Source organism: Listeria costaricensis (genome assembly GCF_900183385.1).
GTDB lineage: Bacteria > Bacillota > Bacilli > Lactobacillales > Listeriaceae > Listeria > Listeria costaricensis.
The window spans coordinates 15,437-40,045 of sequence record NZ_FXUT01000004.1; the positions used below are offsets into that span (position 1 = coordinate 15,437).

Consider the following 24,609-nt stretch of genomic DNA (forward strand, 5'->3'; position numbering starts at 1 on the left):
TTCACATAATTTCTAATTCCTGAATAAACTCCCGATCCGTCACTTTCGTATCCAGTGCCACATTCGGATGATTTTGAAGCGTATCGCGCAGACTGGCCAGTCCCAGACCACGATCACTTCCTTTCGTCGAGAAACCTTCTTCAAATATTTTATAAATTGGCGGCATATTGTCTGGAATGCTATTCGCAAACACAATCAGCGTGGAGTCCTGTTTTTTCACCACAGCCAGCCGAATGGTTTTATTTTTACTTTCAAGTGCAGCCTCGACAGCATTATCAAGCAGGATGCCCACCACTTTACAAAGATCAACACTCGGCATATTAATTTTGTAAATATCTTCGACTACTTCTAAAATGGCATCGATTTTCAGTTCCTGTGCGCGAATCAGTTTGATCGCAATTAAGCCTTTTAGTTCCGTTATATGGATATTTTGCAGCAGTGAGATCTTATAGTTATTCGATTCGATCGTCTGATTGATCGGTACGATATTTTTATCAAAATAATTTTTAAGCCCCGCCATATCATTTTCTTCAATATAACCTGCCAGAGTAGAGATTATATTGATATAATCATGACGAAAAACTCGCATTTCTTTATGGAGTGATTCAAGGGTTGCCGTATATTCCTGCAGCTGCTCCAACTGTTCCCGTTGATTTTTCATTTTAAGCTCTTTAATCGCTGTTTGAATAACAAGAAAAAGGATCCCCACCAGTCCGGCGAAATAAAGAGTGAACAAGATGGTGTTAAATTTCAGTACCTCAACATCAAAACCGCTAAGCGAACCGAAATAGATGTTGATATAAAAAATGACCAATGTAAATAAAATGGTTGCCGTAATAATCAACCCATACTTTTTCTGGTTGATCAGTGCATCAATACTGAATTTCTTGGCCAGCTTACTCGTCAAATAGGCCAGTGCAACCGAAATACACATATCAATAAACATGTACATGAGCACGACATGGTACGTCTGCGTCACACCGCTCATATCAAATAGTTTCAGCCATTGAACAGTAATCGCATTACAAATATAGTCGCCGATGACTAAAAATATATAGCCTAAAAGCGGAATCGTCATCGCATATGCCAAGCTTTTCTTCTTGATGAAAAATAAAATCAGCACATAAACCCCGATAACAACTAAATTAGCCCAATAACCTATATAGAAAAACAGAGGGATTACGACAATCGTACAAAAGAATACGGCTGTTAATCCCTCTTTCCAGTTTAATAACTTTCCCGTCAATATCTCTATCAATAGAAATAGAATGAAAATCTGAGCAAAAACTCCAAGAATAGATGGTCCCATCATGATCCTCCGTTATTTCAAAGTGATCCGTTCACCAACTATTCTATCATATTTCTATTTATTTGTTATCATTCATTTTCACAAAAGGACTTTTCGGTTCATATGTAAGTAATACACATGAAGATTTATTCGACTTATCTGCAATTCTCATAGATTGTTTTTCGATTTTTTCCGAAACAAAATTAGTCAATTTTTTACTCGTAAATCTCATAATTCCGATACCTCCTCTTTAATATTTTATACGTGACTGGGTGGATGGTAAGCACCTGATAAACAGACCCTAACATGATTAATGTTTTCATCTCTGCGACTGGTATTAGCACTGTAACTCCCATTAAAATCACAGTACTAATAATCGCTTTTCTCTTTAATTTTTTTCGTTCTTGTTCACCAACAAGTGGCAGACTTTCCGTATCTGCCGGAGCATACCCTATCATACAGAGCAGCACAATTGTGAAAACAATGAGCACAACTAAATTATTGCTAGGAACATGTTGAAATAATAATGGTCCAGCAACAAACATTGCCAAACTGACAATCGTGCAGGCAACGCTAGACTTCGCATGCAAGCCGAACGAATAGCGCCTTAAGACCAAATAGCCCACATGCGTCAAAAGGGTTTGAAAAAATAAACCGAAAAGTAGGGACGCACCGTAGACGATTGCGAGTTTCGAGCCATTGATGATCATAATTTCAAGACCATACTTTACCTTCAAGTAGCCTTCTTCATCATCTATCCATCTTTCCTTAGAAATGATTCGGTCAGCCAATCTTTCCGAAAAAGCAACTTTTTCACTTGCGCTGTTCAATGAATCCACCTCCATTACTAGTTTACAATGAATTTCACATCAAAAACAAAAAATGTAACGAAATGCCCATTTTTTGTCATAAACGACCAAAATTGTATCTTTTTATCGAATTTTAGTATTGTTTTCAGAATTTTTATCTTGGTAATTACGGATTCTTCCCAGTTCTTTCCGACTAAATAATCAGATTTTTTAACCTAGAAAGCAACGTTGAAATGCCGCTTTCATTGCAAAAGAATTTGCCAACCATTCACAAGATTTAAACCCAAGACTAGCAAAATAACTCCACGATATATGACCAGCACTCGTTGCTCGGAAAAAACATGATTCAGTTTCCCGCCTACTGCGCCACCCAAAATAGCTGCTGGAATAATCCATAAAAGTATTGTTAGATCAAATGAAGTATATCCTACCGATATTCCAGTCATCACTAACTTTGCTAATTGCGAAAAGAAAATAATGATAATCGAATAAATCGTAGCTTCTTTAAAAGTGAAACTAAACAGCCACACAATTAACATAACGTTAAGTGGACCCCCGCCAATTCCTAGTAATGATGAAAGGAAGCCTAAAAAAAGCCCCGCAAAAAAATACCAAAAAACGCTTGTCATACCCAGTGATCTCACATTACCTTTCGTAAACAGCAATATGACAATCAACATAACAACCATAAGAACGATTTGGATCAATTGTACATTCTGATCATTTTCAAATAAAGCAAGCAAATTTTCAAACAACGCATTGCCTAACGCCCCACCAACGATCGAACTGATTGACAAGCACACTGCGGGTTTCATCCGAATCGGAACATGGTTTAAATATTGCTGAGTTGTTGAGACAAGTGACATTGTAAAAACTGCAACACTAGAATAGAAAGAAATCTCCAAAACACTATGGAAGCCTAGTGCATCAAATATTGGTTTAATAAGGATGCCGCCACCCATTCCCGAAATAGCCCCCACGGCATTTGCACAGAATACTACAACAAAATAGATTAAACCCACCATCAATAATATTCACCCGCAAGTTTCAATGCCTCTGAATAAATCTCGCTCCCTTTCACCTGTAGAAAGTCTCGATAACCGCAATATGAGTGGTCTTTATTTAGGTACATTGAATAGCGCATTCGTTTACACCCACCATGGCAAAAGTTCACAAACTCACATTTTTGACAATAATCCGGTAACTCCTCAGCCTGTATAAAGCAACGAAGCTCCGTTTTGCTAAACATGTCGGATATTTTCTCTTCCAAAATATTTCCCAGACAATATTCATCCAGCACAAAAAAGTCACACGGATACACATTTCCATTTGCTTCAATCACAAAATGAGGCTGACACTGTCCATTCATTCCACAAGCGGAAGGCCGACCTGTCAACATTTGCTGGAAAAGATTGTCAAACAGATTCACACTGATAAAATGTCCTCTCTGAAGCTCCTTCTTCCATAAAGAAAAGAACTGCTTGTAAAAAGACGCAAACTGTTCTGGTAACAGCGCATAATCAGATGGTTGGTCCGAATCAAGCTCTGCCAGACATGGAATAAATTGAATAAATTCGATTTTCTCTTCAAGCAAGAATTTAAAAACCCGCTGCGGATTTTTAGCCACCTGTTTTGTAAGTACACACAAAATATTAAAATCTACCTTCTGCCTTTCTAAAAGTCTTTTTGCCCGAGCTACCTGTTCATAAGTGCCCATACCTTTTGTATTCACCCGGTTCAAATTATGAAAATGAGCCCCGCCATCAATCGAAAGACCTACCAAAAATTGATTTTCTTTAAAAAAGCGACACCATTCTTTATCTAGCAACAAGCCATTGGTTTGAATCGTATACTGAACCCGAACTTGAAGTAGTTTTTCTTGAACATACTGAACAAAAAAGCGGAAAAATGAAATCCCTGCTAATGTGGGTTCTCCTCCCTGAAAAGCAAAAATCATCTCATCGCCAGCTTCTAAATCCTCACTGACTTGATCAATCAATTTTCGCGCAGTCATTTGATCCATTCGACCAAATGAAGAAACCTCTCGCATACTGCTCACATCGGCATAAAAACAATATTTGCAACGAATATTACACAACGAAGAAGCCGGCTTGATCAAAACAGATAATCTCTTCATTTGAATTCCTCCGGGTGCCTATCTATGAGCTTTTGCGCCAATTGTTCCCGCCCTGTCTTCCGCAATCGTTCGACATACATGGGCAAATGACCTTTTGCATGGTAGGGGCCACCTTCTTTCATTACCGTCCAAAGAGGATCATTATCAAAGGACATCGTGGTCATTTGTTCATCATGCCACTCATTTAAGTAATAAACTGCCTCTTTGCACACTTCTGGATATGCTTGAGCTAGATTCTTTTGCTCATGTGGATCGTTTTCTAGGTCAAACAACATTTCCTTATCAAACAAATGGTAGCCGTCATGGTAGGTTCGTATATAAAGCCAATTTTCAAATCTGACACTTCTTTGGCAGACATGCGCACATTGTGAAACAATCAAGTAATCGCGGCCATTTTCTACGCTATGCTTGATTGTTTCTGCATAGCTTTGTCCATCCCAATGACTGCGCTTTTCTTGACCAAGCAAATCAGCCAACGTAGGCAGTAGATCCAAACTATAATGAAAAGCATGATCAACTGTTCTACCATGCCTGCCCGGCCAACGAATGATCATTGGAATCCGGCAAGTCCCCTGATCAGCAGTTCCATGTTCCCCGTAAATTCCTAATTCTCCAATGTTCTCTCCATGATCTGCAGTAATAATTATCGCTGTATCTTCCAAAACCCCTTGCTCCGCCAGTAGATTTAAGATTTTACCAATCTGCTCATCCGCATATCTGATGCCACAATCATAACCATCAAACATCCTTTTCATATCCGTCATAGTTTCAATCTTTGTCGGATAACGTGGAAATTGAGGCAGGGGGTTGCTCCAATACATATCAATTTCATGTATACTATGCGGACCAACCACATCTCGATGCTTTTCGAGCACATCTTCCGTCATCCATCTTGGCAACGGCACATCTTTGAAAGGGTTTCCAAATTTTTCCGGCGTTCGATAAGGCGTATGCGGATCCCAATAGTTCACGTATAGACACCAGTCATCTTGCTCACCATGACGTTCAAGCCAGTCCGTCACAACAGGCGTCACCTGCTCTGCTTCCTCCATACCACAATCACCAGTATTGTAGATTTCATTAAATCCCGCATTAAAGGCCCAAGACGAGTGACGTTCTGGAAACGGACTAATCAACGCCGTCTTCAAACCAGCTCCTCTAAGTAGCCCTGCTAAGCTCCCTGTAGCCAGGCGGTCTTGAAAATTCCGTGCCTCTCCTTCCAAGCGTAAATCTGCGGCCACACCCCCATGCCCGACCACCCCATTATGAATACCAAACTGTCCAGTCATTAAAGCCGTCCTAGACGGTAAACACGGTGCATCTGATGTATAATAATTCTCAAAACGCATGCCTTCTTCTGCAATCCTGTCAATATTCGGAGATGTGTCACGTTCATACCCATAACAACCCAAGTGATCAGCTTTCATTGAATCGATGTCTAAAATAAGAAGTCTCAATCTTTTCCCGACCTTTCGTTATTATTCGAAACGTTTATACAAAAAAAGAATAGCACTATTTAGTAGGCAATTCAAGATATAGAAAAAAGCAGGACCCTTCGATGAAAGCTCGAAAAGTCCTGCTTGAAATAATCAATTATTTTTCGTCTGCAACAAATGGAAGCAATGCCATTTGACGAGCGCGTTTAATCGCAACAGTTAATTTACGTTGGTATTTAGCGCTTGTACCAGTTACACGACGAGGTAAGATTTTACCGCGTTCGGAAACGAATTTTTTAAGAAGCTCTACATCTTTATAGTCGATGTGAGTGATTCCGTTTGCTGTAAAATAACAAACTTTTTTCCGACGGCGTCCGCCTCTACGTCCTCCAGCCATGTGTTTCTCCTCCTCTACTATTAAATCGTTCCGGGTTTTCCGCAAATATCCACTGCTTAGAATGGCAGATCGTCATCAGAAATGTCGATCGGCTTACCATCGCTGGCAAATGGATCATTGTTTTGCTGGAACCCTTGAGATGGAGTTTGTTGCTGGTTCTGGTTCTGACCATAGCCGCCATTAGAACTAGGTGCACCCTGGTTGTAACCACCGCCATAGCCGCCTCCCGCATTTGCCTGATAGCCATTTCCGCCACCATTGTTTGCGTTTTTCGGCTCCAAGAACTGAACGCTTTCAGCAACTACTTCTGTCACATAGACACGTTTTCCATCTTGACCTTCATAATTACGCGTTTGGACACGGCCATCAACACCCGCAAGACTTCCCTTACGAAGGAAATTTGCTACGTTTTCTGCCGGTTTACGCCAGACGACACAATTGATAAAGTCGGCTTCCCGTTCGCCTTGTTGATTCGTAAAAGTACGATTAACTGCTAATGTGAAAGTTGCTACCGCCACACCAGCTGGCGTATAACGAAGCTCAGGGTCTTTTGTCAAACGGCCTACTAAAACTACACGGTTCATCATGCAGAACCAACCTCCTCTCAATTTGTAAAATCAAGGTCTCTCGCCTTGAATAAATTCTTAGTCTTCTTCTTTAACAACGATATGACGCATAATGCCGTCAGTGATTTTTGCTAAACGGTCGAATTCATTGATCGAATCTGCATTTTCAGCAGAGATTTTCACGATGTGGTAAAATCCTTCACGGAAGTCTTGGATTTCATAAGCCAAGCGACGTTTACCCCATTCTTTCGATTCGATGATCTCCGCACCATTATCAGTTAGGATTCCGTCAAAACGCTCAACTAGCGCTTTCTTTTCGTCCTCTTCGATATTCGGGCGGATGATGTACATGATTTCGTACTTTCTTGCCATCTCTTTACACCTCCTTGTGGTCTTAGCGGCTCTGATACAACTGAAACCAGCCATATCCCTAACCTTCCGGGAGCCTTTCGCCCATTTCCAGTTAGAATCGAGCAAGGAATAATTTATAATTACTCACAATAAGTTATTATACCACAGCCTTTTTCGAGCTTCAATCATTTCGTGAAATTATTTTGATATAGCTGTGATGTGTTTACTATACCACAGGAATATTGGTGTCACAATGCTTTTCCGCAAAGTTAAGCAAACTTCTATTTATTGGATTTTTCTGCCGGAAAATGAGCCTAAAATTCCTATTTCCCTCGATAAATTGGCATCGTCATACATCTTGGACCGCCTCTTCCTCTTGATAACTCTGAACTGATCACTTCATGAACCTTGATGCCATGTTCGCGCAGCAGCCGATTTGATACCTGATTCCGATCGTAAGTGATAACTTCTCCGGGAGCAATAGCAAGTGTGTTGGCTCCGTCATTCCATTGTTCTCGCGCCGAAGCAATCGCGTCTTCTCCACCACAAGGAATCAGGTCAATCTCCGGCACATGCAAAAGTTCTTTTAAAAGCTGCTCAAAATCTCGCCGGATATGTATATTCAAATCATTCGTCTGCTCATCCCACTGTAAAACATAAGCGTTCAACTCACCCGTTGCTGATAAAATTTTCGGATGAATCGTAAACTGAGCCTCATTGACCATCGTAAAAACAGTATCCAGGTGCATAAAAGCCCGCGTTTCAGGAATTTCCAAAGCGATTACCTGCTTGATGTCACCATTTTGAATAAATAAATTGCGCGCCAGCTGTTCAATCGCTCGGGCATCCGTTCTTTCTGAAACCCCGATTAAAAGGGTTCCCTGATTCAGCACCAGTTCATCCCCACCTTCAAGTGAATGCGGCATGTTGCGGTCCAGCCAGACAGGTGGAGGATTCTGCGTGAAAGACGGATGATTTTTCAAGATAAAAGAAATAAAATAAGATTCTCTTCGCCTAGCCGGTTGGAACATCGGATTGATGGAAATTCCATGACCGATAACGGCCGCCGGATCCCGTGTGAAGTAGAGATTGGGGAGTGGATCAAGATAAAACGGATAGGGCTGCTCCATCATTTCATCAAGATGGACACGCTTTTGCGCCGGTAATTCATCTTTCCGAACCCCCGTCATGACCTTTTCAATCAACTGCTCATTATTTAAAACAAGCAGATACTCTTTCAAATGCTGCGCCGCGTCGCCGTGCTGATTAGCCTCACGGATCACCTCATCCAGAAACTGCTCGCGTTTTCCGGAATACTCGATAGCCTCTGCCACAAGCTTTTCAAGATACAACACTTCCGCTCCATTGTCCTGCAAAGTTTTCACAAAAAAATCATGCTCTTTTTGAATGATTGGCAAAAATGGGATGTCATCAAAAAGCAGCTCCTTCAAATAATCTGGCGTCAAATTTTCCAATTCCCGCCCTGGTCTTTTCACAATAACTTTTCTTAAAGTGTCAATTTCCGAATGAATATTGAATACTGGTTTCATTCCATCTCACATCCTTTCTACATTAGTACCCTATTTTTTCTCTTTCATACGAAAAAAACGGGAAGAAAAGCGCTTTATACTATGGTAAAATATCAATGAAATTATTTTAGGAGGACAGTACTTGAAAACCAAATATCTCTTCATCATACTAATGGGTTGCATCCTTTCTACAACGTTATTTGTTGTTTTTAAAAACCCTGCCCCCGAAACTGAAAAGACGCAAATTTCACCTGAGACTGTCCAGAACCTCTTTTCAGAAAAAAACATTGATATTCAACCAGCAAACATCCATGTAGAAGGTGACCAACTTGAAATCATCATTCCGTTTTCACTAAGCCCGATTTTGACGCGGCAACTCTATGCAATGGAAGAAATTGACGTCAAACTAGCGGTTCCAAAAGAAATCGCACAATACTCATCTCTAAAAGATTCGACATTACTTTTAAGCGATAACAAATATTATACCCTTTCAAATAACCAGCGCGTCTGCGTTTTCAACCTACCGCTGAAAAAAGAGCTGGATCCCAAGAAAGTAGCAGCTTCCATTGCCCAATCTTCCCCACAATTTGATCTGACATTCATTCAAGCAGGCCAGGACATCACAGTAGCTCACTTTTCAGACATCGATGGGAAGATAGCAACGAAAAAGAGCTGAAATTCTTATTCAAAAATTGAAAGAACCAGTATTTTTGCAAAGTCATATAATGGTGAGCTTTCTGCAAAAATACTGGTTCTTTATTTTATTACTGACCTTTAGTTATCATTTAAAGCAAATGGAATTAGATTCAACTGTGTGTCTTCAGGAACCTTATTAACTATACGGAATGTTTCAGTTTGATATTGATTAGGCTCTGGATCTGGCATATGGCAGAATTGAGGAAAAGGCAGTCGCATAATATTAATTGACTGAGCTCCTTTGTTCACCTGTTCATGCAAATAATCTAATCTAGAACGATTTGTATGCCCATTAGCAAACATGATACCAGAATAACAAACTCCAAATGCAATATTAACTATTATCAAGAGCTTAATAAACATTGAAAAATCAGCAGAGCTAAGTTCCTCAATCAAGTTCACACCCTCTCCAATGATTAGCACCATACATAAAAACGGAGCTAAAGCACATCTAGCACCATACGGACTAATTACTATAAATGGTGCGCTCATTAGAATGATTCCACTAATAAAATACAATACTTTAACTTTCATCATGCCTTTGAAAATAAAAATAATCCCTATTATCAATGCAATAAAGTAAAGTACACTCAATAACGTAAATGCATCTTTGATAATGTTTATTTGCATGTAATCACTAAAGAAAACCTTAAAACATACGATTAAAATACTGTACCCGATTAAAACGAGGCTTACTATATAACGCACAATCCAATTTACATTCTTATACATTAATAAACTAGATATAATAATAGCTAACAATAAAACAATCCATTGGTTATTTTCAAACAAAAAGTAATGCATGCTATTTGTATAAATATCAACAAGTTTTTGCATAAAACTTTGGCTTTGATCAATATTCCGATAACCATCACTATGTAGAAGAATATTCAAGTACGCACCATTTGTAAACATCAGTAAACTACCTAAAATAGTTCCTACTAAATAGCTGATATGCACTGCATAAATCTTTTTAAACCGTATATAGGCTATTATTATAACAAACACTGCAGTAAAGTTTGCGAATAATGAAACGTGTTCCACATTCAATTGTGTGAAAAAACCTAAAATCAAAATAAATATAGATAAATATTTTTTATAATATGGCTTTTCTTCGCCAAAAATGTTTTTTATTATAACTAGATAAATAAGAAGCAACACTAATGAAAAATTATAATTAACAAAACCAGCAACCCAACCAAATGTTTGTTTAAAAATATCTGTTGGGATAAGCATAAAGCATAAGAAAACGATTAGTATAGATAAAATACTTGTCCTTTTCTTATTTGAGATCAACTTTGCACTTAAAAAAATCAATGCTGTATTGACCACAGCCATAAACACTACCCTTATTCCAAAAAAGCGTGTTAGAATAACTTCTAGGCTATTACTTAAATAACGTCCATTATAATCTTTGTAAAAGCTCTCCAAACGATCAAGTCCCACCTGTGATCCCCACGTCCAATCATCACCTGTTAATGGAACATTATAAGCCATGAATAAATAAAATAAGAATATTAACCCCATAGCTAACAGAACACTTTTGTTTTCTTTCATTTTTTTTAACATAAATTTCTCCTTTAATAATAAACATACTTTTAGTATACTATACATTTACTTTTAGAAATCACATTTTAAATAAAATTGGTCAAAATTCACCTTGCCGCACCCTTTTAAAATAAGCCTTAATCTGTTATATTTAAGTAAAATTGAAAAAAATGAGGGTGTTTATTGAATCATGAAATTAATAACAATTTCCATCCCTGCGTATAATGAAGAGGAATCTATCTTACATCTTTATAGTGAAGTTACAAAAGTGATGGATAAGGTCAAAGAAATTATAATTTTGAACTCCTTTTCATTAACGATGGAAGTAAAGATCAAACTCTTAAATATATTAAAGAGATTCAATTAAAGGATGATCGAGTATCATTTGTAGATCTTTCAAGGAATTTCGGTAAAGAAGTTGCCATGGAAGCAGGTTTTGACTACGCAAAAGGAGACGCTGTTATTACCATGGATGCCGATTTGCAGCATCCTCCTGCGCTTATATTAGAGATGATAAAACTATGGGAGATTGGTTATGATGATGTTTACGCAAAAAGAAAACAGCGTGAGGGCGAATCATGGCTAAAAAAAGCTACTTCAAAATATTACTATAAATTACTCCAGTCTATCTCAAAAATCCCGGTTTTGCCAGACACAGGTGATTATCGTCTATTAGATCGTAAATGTATTGAAGCTTTACGCCAACTTCGTGAATCTAACCGATATACAAAAGGGCTTTATAACTGGGTCGGTTTTAAAAAAGTAGAAGTGGAATTTGATGCAGCTCCTCGACACGCTGGCAAAACAAAGTGGAACTATAAGTCGCTTTTAAATTTGGCTTTAGAAGGTATTACTTCTTATACAACTGCGCCTCTTAGAATCTCAACTATTTTTGGGTTCTTTATTTCGCTTATCACTTTTATCTATGTCATCTATTTAATAATCAAGACCATTATTTTTGGTCCTGATGTAGACGGGTTCCCCTCCTTGATGATTGCTATCCTATTTTTAGGCGGCATACAATTAATTAGCATTGGAATTATTGGCGAATATCTTGGCCGAATCTTTAATGAAGTTAAAAATCGTCCGCTTTATTTTATTAATGAATATCAAGGGAAGAAGAAAGAGGGTAACCAACATGAAGAAAATTAGAGCTTTACTTGATAAAATCCCTTGGTACACTGATGAAATCCATAGCATTGTCATGTATTTAATTATGGGAGGATTTACTACCCTTATCAATATAGCAACATTTTGGTTGTTTGCTTCATTTTTAAATTGGGATTATCGAATTGCAAATGGAATTGCTTGGATTGCATCTGTTTTATTCGCATACTTATCCAATAAAAAATATGTTTTTGACAGTTATACACCTACTCGAAAAGATCGTTTCCGAGAAATTACTTCCTTTTTCGGCTTTCGTTTTCTAACTTTTATTGTCGATACAATCGTTATGATTATTCTTGTGAGCTTCTTCTTGATGAATGAAACATGGGCAAAGGTATGGACAAATGTTATTATTTTAGTGCTAAACTATGTCTTCAGCAAATTTTTTATTTTTAAATCTAAGAAGCAACATATCCAAGAATGAGTTTTAATTCTACTAATTATTTTCAACTAATAGTCATCCGTTTTCGCGGATGGCTTTTTGTATCTAACTGTTGCTAATTTTAAGTTTTTAGCACGTCAGCTTTAACAGAGCTCTTACCAACACACCTACAAAACATAAACCTTTCTCATTTCATACAACGACTAAAAAACGGACTTCCCGATTGAAGTCCGTTTTTATTCAATCATTATTCAAGTTCACTTTTTTTTTAGCCATTTTACTTTTAACAACTGAAACAATCATCGGGATAAGAGAGACAAAAATGATTCCCAATACTACAACCGAGAAATTGTCCTTCACAATCGGAATGTTCCCGAAGAAGTAACCAGCTAGCGTACAAAGCAGTACCCAAATCGTCGCGCCAAGTACGTTATATGTTAAGAAATAGCGATAGTTCATGCGGCTAGCACCGGCTACAAATGGTGCGAATGTCCGGATGAACGGCATAAAGCGGGCGATGAAAATCGTTTTTCCGCCATGTTTATTGAAAAATGCCTCAGCTTTTTCCATCTTTTCACGGTTGATGATTTTACCAAACCAACTGTCCTCGGGTATCGATGTGCCAATTTTTTTACCAATATGATAGTTTACTGTATCTCCTAGTGCCGCCGCCAGCCACAAAACAATAATCAGCGGTACGATATGCAAAATTGAACCGTCCAGCACTGCCAAAGCCCCAGCTGCAAACAGCAACGAGTCTCCTGGCAAGAATGGGAACACAACTAAACCTGTCTCGATAAAAACGATTAAAAACAAAATGATGTACGTCCAAATCCCAAAAGCATTAATTATTTCGACTAAATGTTGGTCAATGTGCAAAATAAAATCAATTATCCATGTAATGAAATCCACTGGGTCACTTCCTTATATATATTTTCGAATCACTTTTAATTGTAGCATAACCTCGAAAATACCTTAATCCTTCTTAAGTCGGATTTATAAAAAATTAATATTGCGTTCGTATGTTTCTCTTTTCAAAATCTACACAAATTGTTCAAAAAATAGGCACAGACTAAAAAATGATTCTATGCTATGATAAAATTACTTTAGTTTCTCAAAATAAAGTAACGGCACTTACTTTATTGATCCAAAAAAGAGCCGGACGTCGAAATTTTACGGTTTTCGACGTCTGGCTCTTTTTACGTGCCTATTCTGTTAAGCCTTCTTCATAATTTACAAGTGCAATCAATCCGCCAACAGCTAGAAGTACGATTGGCACTAAAAACATCAGTGACACAGACATGGTGCAACCAATTGCTGCTGCAACCATCATCGCTCCGCCTAATCGCGGCTTATGTGCCACCACAAACGAACCAACCAGACCGGTAGCCGAAAGTAGCAATGAACCTAACGTCAATAAATAAAAGAATGTCGACTCTTCTTCGAGCGCTTGTGAGATTCCTGGAATCGTCAGTACCATCAGCGAAAAACCGATACCAAGTGCTGCCCCTAAAAAGCCAAGTAGTCCTTCAACTTTCATTCTGAACTCTCCTTTTCTGCTTTTTCTTTATGTTACCATTTATACAAGGTATTTTACAATATTCCGCTTACATTAATTTTAATAAAAGAATTGTTTTTAATAAAAAAATCTAACGAATAGCTGAACACTGCCAGATACCCGTTAGATCGCTTTTAATAATTTTCTTTTTTACTTGGAAAGCACATTAAAACCAGGATGATCAAATGACCAATGATTGGAATAAAGCCTAACAAAACGAGCCATACAGTTCGTCCCGCATCACGCAACCGCCGAACGACCAGACTAATTAGCGGAATGAAATTAGCTAAACTGAACGCCCAGATAACCACTAGTGTCATGGCGAGCAAGCCTGATTGTGACATCAGTTGCGAAAAAGTCACACCCTTGTTTATAATTTCCGGTAAGCCTGTCACAGAACAAAGCCCTCCGAGAACGCCCCAAATCAAGACATTCCAAACAAGCACATACCAAAACTCTTTTCGTTCAGATCGACCATAAAAATTAATATAATTTTTCCAGTAAAGAATGTATGCTTCTAAAAAACCCACTTCTGTTTCCTCCTCTGTGTTGACTACAAAGATTATACTACAAATCTGCCAAAGTGAATATGTTAACCTGATGACGATTATCCGAAATTCACTTATATAGAGATTTTTTCTCCTATTAAAAAGGGGATCGAGGCTTTCGCATGCCCAATTTGACCGGTTCGAAATACAGGCAAGTCGTATCGAAAACTTAAATCCAGAAAAAGCTCATTGACAAACCCATCCAGCTCTTTCTCTGTCGCTTCCGTAAACTGTCCTGCAATTACTCCGGCACAATTATCAAAAATGCCCAGTTGTTCGCATTGCGCCATATAAGCCGCCAGTCGAGCCTCCAAGCCGCTGAGTGCTTCCAACAGTATAATCTTATTCTGTGTATCCGGAAAATACGGCGTCCCAGCCAGCTTCAATAAGCAGCGGATATTCCCACCGATCACCATTCCCTCCATATGATCATGCTTACCTAACCAGCTGCCTTCCAGTTCTGCCTCCTGACACTCGATGAAAGCTTTCTCAAATGCCGCTCGACTTTTGGCAGATCGGACAATATTTGTCAATAAATAATAGTAACCAGACTGCCCTGTGGTCGCGCAAATCGGGTTCAGCAGACTTGTTAGGTCGCTATAGCCAATAAAAGGCTTAGGATGCGCTCTAATCAACTCAAAATCCAAATACGGTAGCAATTGATTAGCCAAATCGCCGCCAGAAATATCAAAAATCGCTTTGATTTCAGGATCCTTGTAGAGCCGGTGAAGCTCCATGGCCCGCTTTTCTGGACTTCCGCTTTCAATCTGATGCTTTGTTTGATATAAGGTAGCCGCCTCAACTGCTTGAATATGATAGGCGTCATAAAGGACTTTTTTCATTGCCTCGATTTCAGAACGCTGGTTTATTGACCTGCCATTGGAACAGGCGATTAGACCGACTTTTTGGCCAAACAACGATTTCATCTTTAGTTTGCCCCATTCTTTACATAACTTGTGTCATTAATACTTTCTACTTTAAAATTGCCATTCTTATAGGATAATTTGCATATACTGGCATTGGACAAGCCTTGGCCGTTGTAGTCATCAGTAAGTTCTGTTAAAAGTGCGCCAATCGCCACGCCATGACTCACTACTAACACATTTTCATCACCAGTCTCAAGAGCTTTGTCAGCGATTTCTATCATTGTTTTTTCCATTCTTGTCTGAACCGTCTTATAATCCTCAGCCATGCCCATATCGTCTAATTGAGCCATGGCATCATAAGCAGCAGCTGTAGTCGTTTGCCCTTTATTGATTGCTTGATTAAGCTGCTCCTGATTTTGATAGCCCATCGATTGAGCCATGTCGTCCCACATTTTGCTGACCAGTTCTCCTTCATACTTACCGAAACAAATCTCCCGTAACCCTTGTTGTTCTTGAATTTTCAAGGACTGATTTTTAGCATCTAAAACTTCCACAGCGGTTTGTTTCGCTCGGCCTAAGTCACTAGAATAAACAGCGTCAAAGTCAATTCCCGCTTTTTCTAATCCCTTGCCAAGGTTTCTAGCTCCTGTTATTCCCTCATCAGTTAGTGGCGAATCTGCCCACCCCTGAACACGCTGAGTTGTATTTAACATTGTTTTTCCATGCCTCGCTAAATAAATCGTTACTTCTGCATCTTTTGGTGAACTTTTCTCCGCCGATTTCTGTGCATCACTACACCCCAGAAATATAATGAGCATCAAAAAAAGAATTCCCAGTAATTGAATTTTTCTCTTCATTTATATAAACCTCGCTTTTCTTTTTATCATACACACTATAGTAACACCCTGCAATTGTTTCACGTGAAACATTATAAAAAACCGCAGCCCCTGTTTAAAACCGGAACTGCGGTTGCAATCATTTCGTTATTCTTTTTCGCCTTTTTCCACGTAGCTCATATCGCCAATCGTTTGGACATCAAATTTGCCGTCTTTGTAGAGGATTTTTGTGACGCTCGCATTTTCCAGCTGTTGACCTTTATACTTGTCAGTCATATCAGACAGCATGGCACCGATCGACATACCATGGCTGACAACCAGAACGTTTTCATCGCCCGCTTTGGCAGCTTTTTCTGCAATCGTTTTAAGCTCACTTTGCATGCGGTCTTTCACCGTGGCATAACTTTCTGCCATGCCCATGTCATCGAGTTTGACAATTTCATCAACTGCTTGGTCAATTGTCACTTTTCCTGTACTAAAGTCTTTCATCATGTCATCCTGAGAAGAATAGCCAAGTCCTTTGGCAATATCTCCCCACATGTTGGCATTTAGATCGCCCTCGTATTTGCCGAAACAAACTTCACGGAGTTTTTCACTTTCTTGTATCGGGAGTTTTTTCTGGCCGGCTGCATCCAGTACATGTTCTGCTGTTTCTTTTGCACGCCCTAAGTCGCTGGAATAGGCAGCATCAAACTTGATTCCTTCTGCTTTAAGACCCTTGCCGAGATCATCCGCAACCTCTACGCCAGGCTCAGTAAGCGGGGTATCCGCCCAGCCCTGAACGCGATCAGTTGTATTCAGCATTGTCTTGCCGTGCCGCGTTACATAAATGGTCACTGTATCACTTTTCTGTTTGTCTTTGGTGTCGCTGGAACTGCTGCCGGAAGTTGAACTACATCCGGCAACAAGCATCAAACTGAGTACTACAAACATCACTTTCCAAATATGCTTTTTGATCATCTTGCTCCCCCATTTTTTTATCTATTTTTAAATGACAAGAGTGATTAAGCGGTCGCCAACTTTGACAGTATTTTCGTCTACGATTAGAACATCTAGATATTGACTTGAGTTCGTTACAACAATCGGAGTCGTAATGTCATAGCCTGCTTTTGTGATTTCTTCAATATTAAATTCTGTTAGCAGTTGTCCTGCTTCAATTTTGTCGCCTTGTTTCACATGTGCTGTAAAGAATTTACCTTCAAGCTGTACAGTGTCCATACCTACGTGCATCAATACTTCTGCACCATCATTTGTTGTAATACCAACTGCATGGCCTGTTGGGAAAATAGTTGTAACCGTACCGGATGCTGGTGCAAACAGTTTGCCTTCTGTTGGAAGAATTGCAAGACCGCGACCCAGTGCGCCGGAAGAGAATGCTTCGTCTTTTACGTTTGTAAGAGAAACTACTTCACCTGTAATTGGGCTAACAAGAGTTTCACGTTCGATAAGAGTTTCTGTTTCTGGAACTTGTGGAGCTGCTTCTTCAGTTGCGTCAACTTTGTCTTTGAAACCTGTAATCATTACTAGAACAAAGCCTAGTACGAATGCGATTGCAATCGCAATTAGCATCCACCAGAATGATGAGTCAACACCGGAACCTGGATTGATGAATGTTGGAATACCGAAGATACCCAAGCCGCCCATCATGTAAGTTTTTGTTCCTGCAAAGCCGATGATTCCACCGCCGATACCAGCAGCGATACAGCTCATGATAAATGGTTTTTTCAGTGGCAATGTAACCCCGTAAATTGCCGGTTCAGTTACACCGAAGATACCGGAAACGAATGCTGGTACACTAAGAGATTTGAGTTTTTTGTTTTTCGTTCTGATCAATACTGCAAGTACCGCACCAATTTGTGCAAACGATGCAGCAAAGCTCATAGAAAGAACTGGATCATAACCTAATGTAGTCAGGTTGTTGATTGCAATCGGGATAAGACCCCAGTGAAGTCCGAAGATAACAAATACTTGCCAGAATGCACCCAGTAGCAAACCTGCAATCATTGGGCTCAAGTTGTAAACCCACATTGTTCCTGCACCAAGCAGTTGACCTGCCCAAGTAGCGATTGGACCAATGACAAGGAATGTAAGTGGTACTACGATTAGCAATGTAAAGAATGGAATAAGGAATGTCTTAACAACATCTGGAATAATTCCACGCAACCATTTTTCAACTTTAGAAGCAAACCAAGCGGAAATAATGATTGGAATTACAGAAGATGAATAACTCATCAAGATAACTGGAATACCTAAGAAAGTAACATGGATTGGCGATTCAAAAATCGTTCCAGCAAATAGCGTGTAAAGCGGATCAGCTGCTGTTAAACCGGAAAGAGTCGGATAAACAAGCGCTGCCCCAATGGCCATCCCAATAAACGGTGTCCCTTTAAATTTCTTCGCAGCTGTATAGCCTAGGAAGATTGGAAGGAAGTAGAATAAGCTGTCCCCTGCAGCATATAAGATATTATAAGTACCGGAATCAGCAGAGATCCAGCCAAACGCAAGAAACATTGCGGCAAAACCTTTGATCATACCTGTAGCAGCTAGCACACCCAGAATTGGTGTAAAGATACCGGAAATCATATCAATGAAACGGTTAAAAATATTTCCGCTAGGAACAGCTTCTTCTGCATTACCCTCTGCAGAAATACCACCGACTTCTAAAACGGCTTTGTAAACGTCAGGAACATGGTTGCCGATAACGACTTGATATTGTCCCCCACTCTTGATAACCGAGATAACGCCGTCCATTTTTTCAAGCGCCTCAGTGTTCGCAATTTTCTCATCTTTCAGTTTAAAACGCAACCGAGTGATGCAATGAAATACACTATTGATGTTTTCCGTGCCACCAACATTTTTCAGAATGTCCTTGGCTAACTGTTCATATTTCATGTTTGTACCTTCTTTCCTTTTTTATTTTTTGGGCAAAAAGAAAAACCTAAACTCATTTGAGGACTCTTCCGCGTAATTATATACACGTGTCCTACAAATCAGCTTAGGTTTTGCCCAATGAATTGGTAACAATCCTTCGTGATGAGTTAACTATAACATATAGAGAAAACGGTTGCAAGACTTTTTTTAAAAATTTTTACTAACGTATCATGTGATGATTGTCTTTCTATTATATGTAAGAAATAATACACTTCGCTTTAACTCCACCCATAAACTCTTTATACTTAATAACAAAGTCATATGAATAAGGAGGAATTTTATGCGAGACTTATTAAATTTTCTTCAATTAGAGCTATTTCCAGACCATTTCCAGCGCAAAGCTTTCAAGAAAAACGAAACTATTTTCCAATCGGCAAGCACCGATCCTGCCCAAGCGTTCGGCGTTGTTTTAGACGGGGTGATTACGGTTGAAAATCAATCTGCACCTAAAGCAAGCGCCTTCTATCAGCTGTTGAAAAAGGATGATTTTTTCGGCCTGGAAGCGCTCTTAGACAACGAGACACATTTGCAGTTATCTTATAAAATTCTCGCCGTGACGGATTGTGAGATTATTTTTATCGACCGGGATTATTTACTTGATCACTTGTACGTTGAGCCCAAATTTTTCCACGCTATTTTAGAACGTATCAGTGGAGAATATATGATTCTAATGCGTCGTTACGCCACAGTCAATGCGAATCCTTCATTTAAATTGGCTAATGCACTGCTTGAGATTATTCGCATCTTTGAGCTGGATACCTCCTCCTCGACTATCGTTTTACCAGATTTTCTCAGCCATCAGATGTTAGCGCATTTAACACAGTCCAGCCGTGCACGCATCACAATCGCATTAAACGACCTGCGCAAGCAAAAAATCATCACTCAAACAAGACCTATCATCATCCGCGATATTGAAGCACTTCGCCAAATTTCTTCCAAAAAATGTTAATTTTAGTTATTTTTATATAAATAAGTTATATTGTTCACATTTAAATTGAATTCTTTTTTAATTTTGGTATCGGCGAAACAGATTACCTCTCTCTGAATGGATAAACTAACAGTAGAAAAGCAAAAAGGAGAGAAGCACATGAATTATTTAAAAAAGTGGTGCTATTTCATGCTTGTATGTCTGTTGGCTTTTTCACAGCTTCCGGGATATGTATTCGCTGAAATGACCCCTTCCAATGCTGAAGTGTCTACTGAAACTGCACAATCAGGAAGTGACATCCCTGAACAAAATACCAATGAAGAATCTGTACAAAAGACTGATTTAAATACAAACGAGAGTGTTTCTGATCAAAATACGGAGGAAAAACCGATTGTTTCAAGAAGCTTTCCAACTGGGAACTACTCGGGAGATTTTAGCTTGGATGCACAAAAAGAGAGTATTGAAGCCGGTCAAATGGCTAACTTCAACTTATTTTTAAAGATTACTGGGCCTAGTACAAGTTATACGAATGCTCAAATAAAAATTGACCTTCCGACCGGCGCCCATTTTGATCAAAATTTAAGCGAACTCGCAATCAACAATGTGGCACCCACCTACGACCGCACCAATCATCAATTGACTTATCGACTTGGTACCATCAATAGCGGTTTTTCACAGAAAATCGTTTTAAAATTAAAAACGGATAATGGTTATACAATAAATGGAACGGAGCTTCATATGAAAGGCGTCTTTTCAGCAGATAACCTTTCTGAAAAAGTAGAAGAAAATGCTCAAACGACTGTCACGGCTTCGGCAACGACCGCCCTTTCTAATAACTTTGATGTAACTGAAAATAGTACGATGAATACACCTGCTCAAGGCGAAACGGGAATTTGGACTTTTGCGCTCAATATTCCAAAAAAACAAACGGGTACTCTTTTTATCAAAGAAAATTCGACGATTATTGTTAAATATACGTTGGACGATCATTTGGAATATCGTGGTGTAACAAATGGAACGCCTGAGCCGGATGAAATCAATGGTCAGGAGCTCATCTGGAAAATCGCTGCGCCAAGTTATACAGAACAAGCGGCAGCAGATGTTTTGCTAAATAAAAGCTTTCAAGTAAGAACCTATTTCAAAGATGATACGCCAAACTTTACGAACGTTTCTACAAAAGCCGAGGTCACAACGGAATTTATTGGTCTGGCCGCAAGCAAGGTGGATACTTCAAATGCCTCAGTGGCTGTTTCGACCAACTCACCGGAAGAGATACCGCCTACTGTTGGGAACGTTTTTGCTCCGGCACACCGCGCGCCAGTGGATGCAAATTGGGGAATCGCGACGGTGACTGGAAATCCGGATATCAAGGTCTATGACAGTGCCAAACTCGGCTTCGCTCTAATGTTGAATTCGGCGATGAATGATTCTATCACGCAGGATTTTCTTTATTACGATGCCTACTATAAAATGGATGATCATTTAAATTTAGAACAATTTTACAGTGGTAACTTTTACTTCCGGCCCAATACAGGCTTTGATTTTGGAAAACTAAAAACAGATCCTCAATATAATCTGCTCGTCAAATATGATGATGACACAGAGTGGACGCTTGTCAAAGAGGACGTTCCGCTTAGTACCATGTTTACGAAGCAGCAGCTGGGTCTTGAGGACGGGAAGCATGTCAGTGATATCTGGATACACTTTACGCACGCACCGGCTGGCATGTACGGGACTTCCATGAATTTTTATACGACTGTTCAGGACGGCTATGTTGGGCAGGTGAAAAATGAAGCTGAGGTTCGACTTTCTGGTGCCGATCAAAACGGCCGCGTCTATTATTTTGATGGCACGACGTCCGTTTGGCCTGATGTATGGGCAAATTATATGGCCCCTCGAACGGTTCAAATTCTGCCAAAACCGACTGGTACGCACCGCTTCGTACAAGGCTTTGTCAATTTTGCGGATACGGACGGCAATCTGGTGAACACGGGTGACAATACGGTAAATGTGAGGCTGGGCAGCAACAAGGCTTCTATTTCTAGGTTGAATGCGCCATTTGAAAGCTTTGTTCTGTTGCCGACTGGTGTGGCGTTAAAAGAGGCGACTGGTACGGACAATTTCTCGCTGGATCTCGTTAGCGACAACTTTAACGGCACTGGGCAGTCTCTGGTGAAGGTTCGCTGGAAGAATGATCGACTGCTGCCGGACGAGGCGGTTACAGCGGCAATTCCGGTTGTGGTTTCCAAGGATGCCGTCCCGACATTGCGGCTCGAAATGTTTGGCTTTATTGGCGATGAGGAATTTGGTGTTCCGGCAATCACCGGGCAGCCTACCTTGTCTGACACCACTCTCGAAACGGACAGCAATGACCTCAATGGCAACGGAAAGCTCGACGATTTGCGGATCAGAACGGCAAATCAGTACTTGTTGAATCAAAATAAAACAGTCGCTATTTCCAAACTGGTAAAGGGCAATCGGGACAGCAAATTTAGCACGACTGGGCACGCAACCACCGATTCGGAAGTTGCCTATCAGCTCCAGCTCAAAAATGAAACGGATGCCAAAATTTCAGATATGGTATTGATGGACGTCCTGCCGTCAGTTGGTGACAAGGGGATCACGGATCTCTCTGATCGGAACAGCCGGTTCGACATGTTGCTGACTGGGCCGCTTGAAATGCCGGACAGCTGGCGAGACAAGGTGACGGTCAAATACAGCACCTCCAAAAATCCGAAACGTTCCGGCGTTCTGGACAAATATACGCAATACCCGGCCACGGCGGCACCGCTTGTCGACCCGGTCGATGTGGATGAGGCAGACTTTGTAACGGCGGATCAGGTGGCCGATTGGACAGCCATTCATTCTTTCATCCTTGAATTGAAGGATGGTGTGGAATGGACACGCGGCAGTAATATAACGATCGACTTCACCTTAAGGACGCCTTCTACCAAGGACATTGCGACTGAACTTCTCGATCAGGCGGTACCAGCAAATGAACGGGCGGCTTACAACTCCTTCGCTCTGGCCGCCAATGGTCTTCAAGCAACGGAACCGGGCGCCGTGGCCGTACTGCTCGACGATTCGGTTTCGCCTGTTACAGTGAGACACATTGATCAGAATACGAAAAAAGAAATTGCCGCTTCTGAGACGTTAACGGGTGAAATCGGAGACGCCTATAAAGCAACTGCTAAAAATATCTCGGGCTATAAACTAGTCAAAACGCCTGCGAATGTTTCAGGAAAAATTTCATTCCATCCGCAAACAGTCATTTTTGAATACGCCAAGCAAGAAGAACGCGGCACGGCGGACACGAACAATAACCATTCGGGGTCCGGGCAGTCATCAGGCGGTAGCTCCAATGCCGCTGGGAAACAAAATCTGGCGGTCAAAGAGAATCCCACCGTCCTGCCGCATACTGGCGATCAGTTTTCCGGCCTGTACGTTTGGGTCGGCGCGGCACTGTTGATTCTTGGATTGGCGGGTATTTTTAGGAGAAACACGTATAAATAAAAAATAGCAGGGATCGGCTTCACACTGGTCCCTGCTATTTTTTAGTTTTTCTTACAAATCAATACATATAATTCATCATTTAAATATTCTTTTCGGAGCAGCTTGAACCCACTAGCAACTGCTGCCTGCTCCATTTCCGCCGCACTGATTCGCATGTGCATGGGCGGTCCTGCCTCGGTATTTTTTTCAAATTCAATACAGGCAAAGCATCCATCCGGCTTCAACACGCGAGAGATTTCCTGCAAAACAGCCGCCAAAGATGGGACTTCATGCAATATAAGCGACGCCATGACAGCATCAACTTTTTCATCTGGAAGCGGGATTCGATCAGCGCTGCCCTTCAAAAGCTCCACATTGTCGACCTGCCCCGCCTGGATCCGTTCATTTAAAATTTTCAACATGAGCGGATTGATGTCGAGTGCATAAACTTTGCCAGTCGTATGTTTAGCCGCCGGAAACGTCAGATAGCCACTGCCCGCGCCTAGGTCAAGCACGTCACTAGTCCCATCAACCGGCAGCATATCCAGAAATGCCTCAGGTGCCAGAACGGCTTTTCGCTCGGGTGATTCCAGTGCGGCAATGATTTTGGCTGTTTTGTCTGGCTGATCACTGGCAGTATGGATATGATTGTGATGGCTGATAATCGCTCCGATCGTCTGCTCACTCAGATGCTGGTTCATTTTATGCTCGGCTTCATTTAGAATCGCTTGAATTTGGCAATTTTTAGGGGGCTGATTTTCATCGTGTGGCATTTCGCATGAAAAAAGCGGTGCCGTCCCCTCTACAGCTTGAACTACCTCAAGAAATGTCAGGTTTTTCAGATCTCGCGACGCTCTATACCCGCCCTTCACGCCAGTAGCCGATTCGATAAATCCCGCTTTCACAAGCATTGTCAGCACTTTGGAAAGATAGGTTGGCGAAACTTTCTGCGCTTCTGCCAGCTCCCGAACGCCAACTGTCGCCGTTTCAGGTCTGGCTGCTAAAAAGGCAATCGTATGTAAAGCATAGTTCGTTGCTTTTGAATATTTCATTGTTACACTCCTATTAAAGACTTAATGACTCTATAATATCTCTAATAAAACGAAAAAGCAATCTTATCACCTTACATCACAAATCTGCCCCC

At 40.4% G+C, this 24,609-nt stretch carries 23 protein-coding genes and 2 pseudogenes; 5 read left to right on the forward strand and 20 right to left on the reverse strand.

Annotated elements, in window-relative coordinates; translation table 11 throughout:
* Position 1: 1 nt before the first annotated feature.
* From CS921_RS03210 to arcA, 10 genes are all read right to left on the reverse strand, one after another.
* A complete protein-coding gene (locus tag CS921_RS03210) occupies positions 2-1,309 on the reverse strand; it encodes a sensor histidine kinase (protein ID WP_099221618.1) in 1,308 nt (435 codons plus the stop codon).
* A 58-nt stretch (positions 1,310-1,367) separates the two neighbouring features.
* Positions 1,368-1,520: an AgrD family cyclic lactone autoinducer peptide gene (locus CS921_RS15780; RefSeq protein WP_099221619.1), complete on the reverse strand. Its 153-nt coding sequence runs from the start codon at positions 1,518-1,520 to the stop codon at positions 1,368-1,370.
* Positions 1,504-2,118, reverse strand: a complete 615-nt coding sequence (locus CS921_RS03220) for an accessory gene regulator ArgB-like protein (protein ID WP_099221620.1) — start codon at positions 2,116-2,118, stop codon at positions 1,504-1,506. The genes CS921_RS15780 and CS921_RS03220 overlap by 17 nt, the downstream gene beginning before the upstream one ends.
* 221 nt (positions 2,119-2,339) lie before the next feature.
* The gene (locus tag CS921_RS03225) at positions 2,340-3,122 is read right to left on the reverse strand and encodes a sulfite exporter TauE/SafE family protein (RefSeq protein WP_099221621.1); all 783 of its coding nucleotides are present in this window, start codon (positions 3,120-3,122) and stop codon (positions 2,340-2,342) included.
* Positions 3,122-4,234 (reverse strand): radical SAM/SPASM domain-containing protein, encoded by a 1,113-nt coding sequence (locus CS921_RS03230; protein WP_099221622.1) that lies wholly within the window; start codon positions 4,232-4,234, stop codon positions 3,122-3,124. The genes CS921_RS03225 and CS921_RS03230 overlap by 1 nt, the downstream gene beginning before the upstream one ends.
* On the reverse strand, positions 4,231-5,691 hold the full coding sequence (locus CS921_RS03235) for a sulfatase family protein (protein WP_099221623.1): 1,461 nt from the start codon (positions 5,689-5,691) through the stop codon (positions 4,231-4,233). Before CS921_RS03235 ends, CS921_RS03230 begins: the two co-directional genes overlap by 4 nt.
* Before the next feature lie 136 nt (positions 5,692-5,827).
* Positions 5,828-6,067: a 30S ribosomal protein S18 gene (gene rpsR / locus CS921_RS03240; protein WP_099221624.1), complete on the reverse strand. Its 240-nt coding sequence runs from the start codon at positions 6,065-6,067 to the stop codon at positions 5,828-5,830.
* A gap of 56 nt (positions 6,068-6,123) precedes the next feature.
* Positions 6,124-6,654, reverse strand: coding sequence for a single-stranded DNA-binding protein (gene ssb, locus CS921_RS03245; protein WP_099221625.1), 531 nt, complete (start codon positions 6,652-6,654; stop codon positions 6,124-6,126).
* Between the two features lie 57 nt (positions 6,655-6,711).
* Entirely contained in the window at positions 6,712-7,005 is a 294-nt protein-coding gene (gene rpsF, locus CS921_RS03250) for a 30S ribosomal protein S6 (RefSeq protein ID WP_099221626.1), read from the reverse strand.
* Positions 7,006-7,307: 302 nt separating this feature from the next.
* Positions 7,308-8,534, reverse strand: coding sequence for an arginine deiminase (gene arcA / locus CS921_RS03255; protein WP_099221627.1), 1,227 nt, complete (start codon positions 8,532-8,534; stop codon positions 7,308-7,310).
* Between the two features lie 121 nt (positions 8,535-8,655).
* Between arcA and CS921_RS03260 the strand changes: the two genes are divergently transcribed.
* Entirely contained in the window at positions 8,656-9,189 is a 534-nt protein-coding gene (locus tag CS921_RS03260; RefSeq protein ID WP_099221628.1) for a hypothetical protein, read from the forward strand.
* A gap of 98 nt (positions 9,190-9,287) precedes the next feature.
* Here CS921_RS03260 and CS921_RS03265 read toward each other — a convergent pair whose 3' ends face one another.
* A complete protein-coding gene (locus tag CS921_RS03265) occupies positions 9,288-10,778 on the reverse strand; it encodes a DUF6056 family protein (RefSeq protein ID WP_099221629.1) in 1,491 nt (496 codons plus the stop codon).
* 169 nt (positions 10,779-10,947) lie between these two features.
* Here CS921_RS03265 and CS921_RS03270 point away from each other — a divergent pair.
* Together CS921_RS03270 and CS921_RS03275 are read left to right on the forward strand one after the other, a co-directional pair.
* Positions 10,948-11,909 (forward strand): annotated as a pseudogene (locus CS921_RS03270) (glycosyltransferase family 2 protein).
* Positions 11,896-12,348, forward strand: a complete 453-nt coding sequence (locus CS921_RS03275; protein ID WP_099221630.1) for a GtrA family protein — start codon at positions 11,896-11,898, stop codon at positions 12,346-12,348. The pseudogene CS921_RS03270 and the gene CS921_RS03275 overlap by 14 nt, the downstream one beginning before the upstream one ends.
* A gap of 198 nt (positions 12,349-12,546) precedes the next feature.
* On the opposite strand, the gene CS921_RS03280 is transcribed toward CS921_RS03275, so the two are convergent.
* The 7 genes from CS921_RS03280 to CS921_RS03310 form a co-directional block, all read right to left on the reverse strand.
* Positions 12,547-13,218: a DedA family protein gene (locus tag CS921_RS03280; protein ID WP_099221631.1), complete on the reverse strand. Its 672-nt coding sequence runs from the start codon at positions 13,216-13,218 to the stop codon at positions 12,547-12,549.
* 295 nt (positions 13,219-13,513) lie between these two features.
* A complete protein-coding gene (locus CS921_RS03285; RefSeq protein ID WP_099221632.1) occupies positions 13,514-13,846 on the reverse strand; it encodes a DUF4064 domain-containing protein in 333 nt (110 codons plus the stop codon).
* A gap of 152 nt (positions 13,847-13,998) precedes the next feature.
* A complete protein-coding gene (locus tag CS921_RS03290) occupies positions 13,999-14,394 on the reverse strand; it encodes a DUF805 domain-containing protein (RefSeq protein WP_162921678.1) in 396 nt (131 codons plus the stop codon).
* A gap of 92 nt (positions 14,395-14,486) precedes the next feature.
* Entirely contained in the window at positions 14,487-15,338 is an 852-nt protein-coding gene (locus tag CS921_RS03295) for an LD-carboxypeptidase (protein WP_099221634.1), read from the reverse strand.
* Between the two features lie 2 nt (positions 15,339-15,340).
* Positions 15,341-16,135 carry a histidine phosphatase family protein gene (locus tag CS921_RS03300; RefSeq protein ID WP_099221635.1) on the reverse strand — a complete coding sequence of 265 codons (795 nt, stop codon included), beginning with the start codon at positions 16,133-16,135 and terminating at the stop codon, positions 15,341-15,343.
* A gap of 126 nt (positions 16,136-16,261) precedes the next feature.
* Positions 16,262-17,074: a histidine phosphatase family protein gene (locus CS921_RS03305; protein ID WP_338037315.1), complete on the reverse strand. Its 813-nt coding sequence runs from the start codon at positions 17,072-17,074 to the stop codon at positions 16,262-16,264.
* Between the two features lie 27 nt (positions 17,075-17,101).
* The gene (locus tag CS921_RS03310) at positions 17,102-19,006 is read right to left on the reverse strand and encodes a beta-glucoside-specific PTS transporter subunit IIABC (RefSeq protein ID WP_099221636.1); all 1,905 of its coding nucleotides are present in this window, start codon (positions 19,004-19,006) and stop codon (positions 17,102-17,104) included.
* Positions 19,007-19,325: 319 nt separating this feature from the next.
* Here CS921_RS03310 and CS921_RS03315 point away from each other — a divergent pair, with 319 nt between their 5' ends.
* Both CS921_RS03315 and CS921_RS03320 read left to right on the forward strand, forming a co-directional pair.
* The gene (locus CS921_RS03315) at positions 19,326-19,994 is read left to right on the forward strand and encodes a Crp/Fnr family transcriptional regulator (RefSeq protein WP_099221637.1); all 669 of its coding nucleotides are present in this window, start codon (positions 19,326-19,328) and stop codon (positions 19,992-19,994) included.
* Positions 19,995-20,132: 138 nt separating this feature from the next.
* Positions 20,133-23,486 (forward strand): MucBP domain-containing protein, encoded by a 3,354-nt coding sequence (locus tag CS921_RS03320; protein ID WP_162921679.1) that lies wholly within the window; start codon positions 20,133-20,135, stop codon positions 23,484-23,486.
* Between the two features lie 41 nt (positions 23,487-23,527).
* Here the strand turns inward: CS921_RS03320 and CS921_RS15665 are convergent, their stop codons facing one another.
* Positions 23,528-24,130 carry a class I SAM-dependent methyltransferase gene (locus CS921_RS15665; protein ID WP_420843735.1) on the reverse strand — a complete coding sequence of 201 codons (603 nt, stop codon included), beginning with the start codon at positions 24,128-24,130 and terminating at the stop codon, positions 23,528-23,530.
* Positions 24,110-24,517, reverse strand: a pseudogene (locus tag CS921_RS15670) (RrF2 family transcriptional regulator); the annotation flags it as partial. The gene CS921_RS15665 and the pseudogene CS921_RS15670, both read right to left, overlap by 21 nt.
* Between the last annotated feature and the right edge of the window lie 92 nt (positions 24,518-24,609).

What these genes read in the sequence shown, in the direction of transcription:
- CS921_RS15780 (WP_099221619.1), bottom strand. Translation starts at nt 1,520, where the DNA reads ATGAGATTTACGAGTAAAAAATTGACTAATTTTGTTTCGGAAAAAATC.
- CS921_RS03275 (WP_099221630.1), top strand. Translation starts at nt 11,896, where the DNA reads ATGAAGAAAATTAGAGCTTTACTTGATAAAATCCCTTGGTACACTGAT.
- rpsF (WP_099221626.1), bottom strand. Translation starts at nt 7,005, where the DNA reads ATGGCAAGAAAGTACGAAATCATGTACATCATCCGCCCGAATATCGAA.
- CS921_RS03320 (WP_162921679.1), top strand. Translation starts at nt 20,133, where the DNA reads ATGAATTATTTAAAAAAGTGGTGCTATTTCATGCTTGTATGTCTGTTG.
- CS921_RS03210 (WP_099221618.1), bottom strand. Translation starts at nt 1,309, where the DNA reads ATGGGACCATCTATTCTTGGAGTTTTTGCTCAGATTTTCATTCTATTT.
- CS921_RS03265 (WP_099221629.1), bottom strand. Translation starts at nt 10,778, where the DNA reads ATGTTAAAAAAAATGAAAGAAAACAAAAGTGTTCTGTTAGCTATGGGG.
- CS921_RS03300 (WP_099221635.1), bottom strand. Translation starts at nt 16,135, where the DNA reads ATGAAGAGAAAAATTCAATTACTGGGAATTCTTTTTTTGATGCTCATT.
- CS921_RS03285 (WP_099221632.1), bottom strand. Translation starts at nt 13,846, where the DNA reads ATGAAAGTTGAAGGACTACTTGGCTTTTTAGGGGCAGCACTTGGTATC.
- CS921_RS03310 (WP_099221636.1), bottom strand. Translation starts at nt 19,006, where the DNA reads ATGAAATATGAACAGTTAGCCAAGGACATTCTGAAAAATGTTGGTGGC.
- CS921_RS03295 (WP_099221634.1), bottom strand. Translation starts at nt 15,338, where the DNA reads ATGAAATCGTTGTTTGGCCAAAAAGTCGGTCTAATCGCCTGTTCCAAT.
- CS921_RS03230 (WP_099221622.1), bottom strand. Translation starts at nt 4,234, where the DNA reads ATGAAGAGATTATCTGTTTTGATCAAGCCGGCTTCTTCGTTGTGTAAT.
- CS921_RS03225 (WP_099221621.1), bottom strand. Translation starts at nt 3,122, where the DNA reads ATGGTGGGTTTAATCTATTTTGTTGTAGTATTCTGTGCAAATGCCGTG.
- CS921_RS03305 (WP_338037315.1), bottom strand. Translation starts at nt 17,074, where the DNA reads ATGATCAAAAAGCATATTTGGAAAGTGATGTTTGTAGTACTCAGTTTG.
- ssb (WP_099221625.1), bottom strand. Translation starts at nt 6,654, where the DNA reads ATGATGAACCGTGTAGTTTTAGTAGGCCGTTTGACAAAAGACCCTGAG.
- arcA (WP_099221627.1), bottom strand. Translation starts at nt 8,534, where the DNA reads ATGAAACCAGTATTCAATATTCATTCGGAAATTGACACTTTAAGAAAA.
- CS921_RS03315 (WP_099221637.1), top strand. Translation starts at nt 19,326, where the DNA reads ATGCGAGACTTATTAAATTTTCTTCAATTAGAGCTATTTCCAGACCAT.
- rpsR (WP_099221624.1), bottom strand. Translation starts at nt 6,067, where the DNA reads ATGGCTGGAGGACGTAGAGGCGGACGCCGTCGGAAAAAAGTTTGTTAT.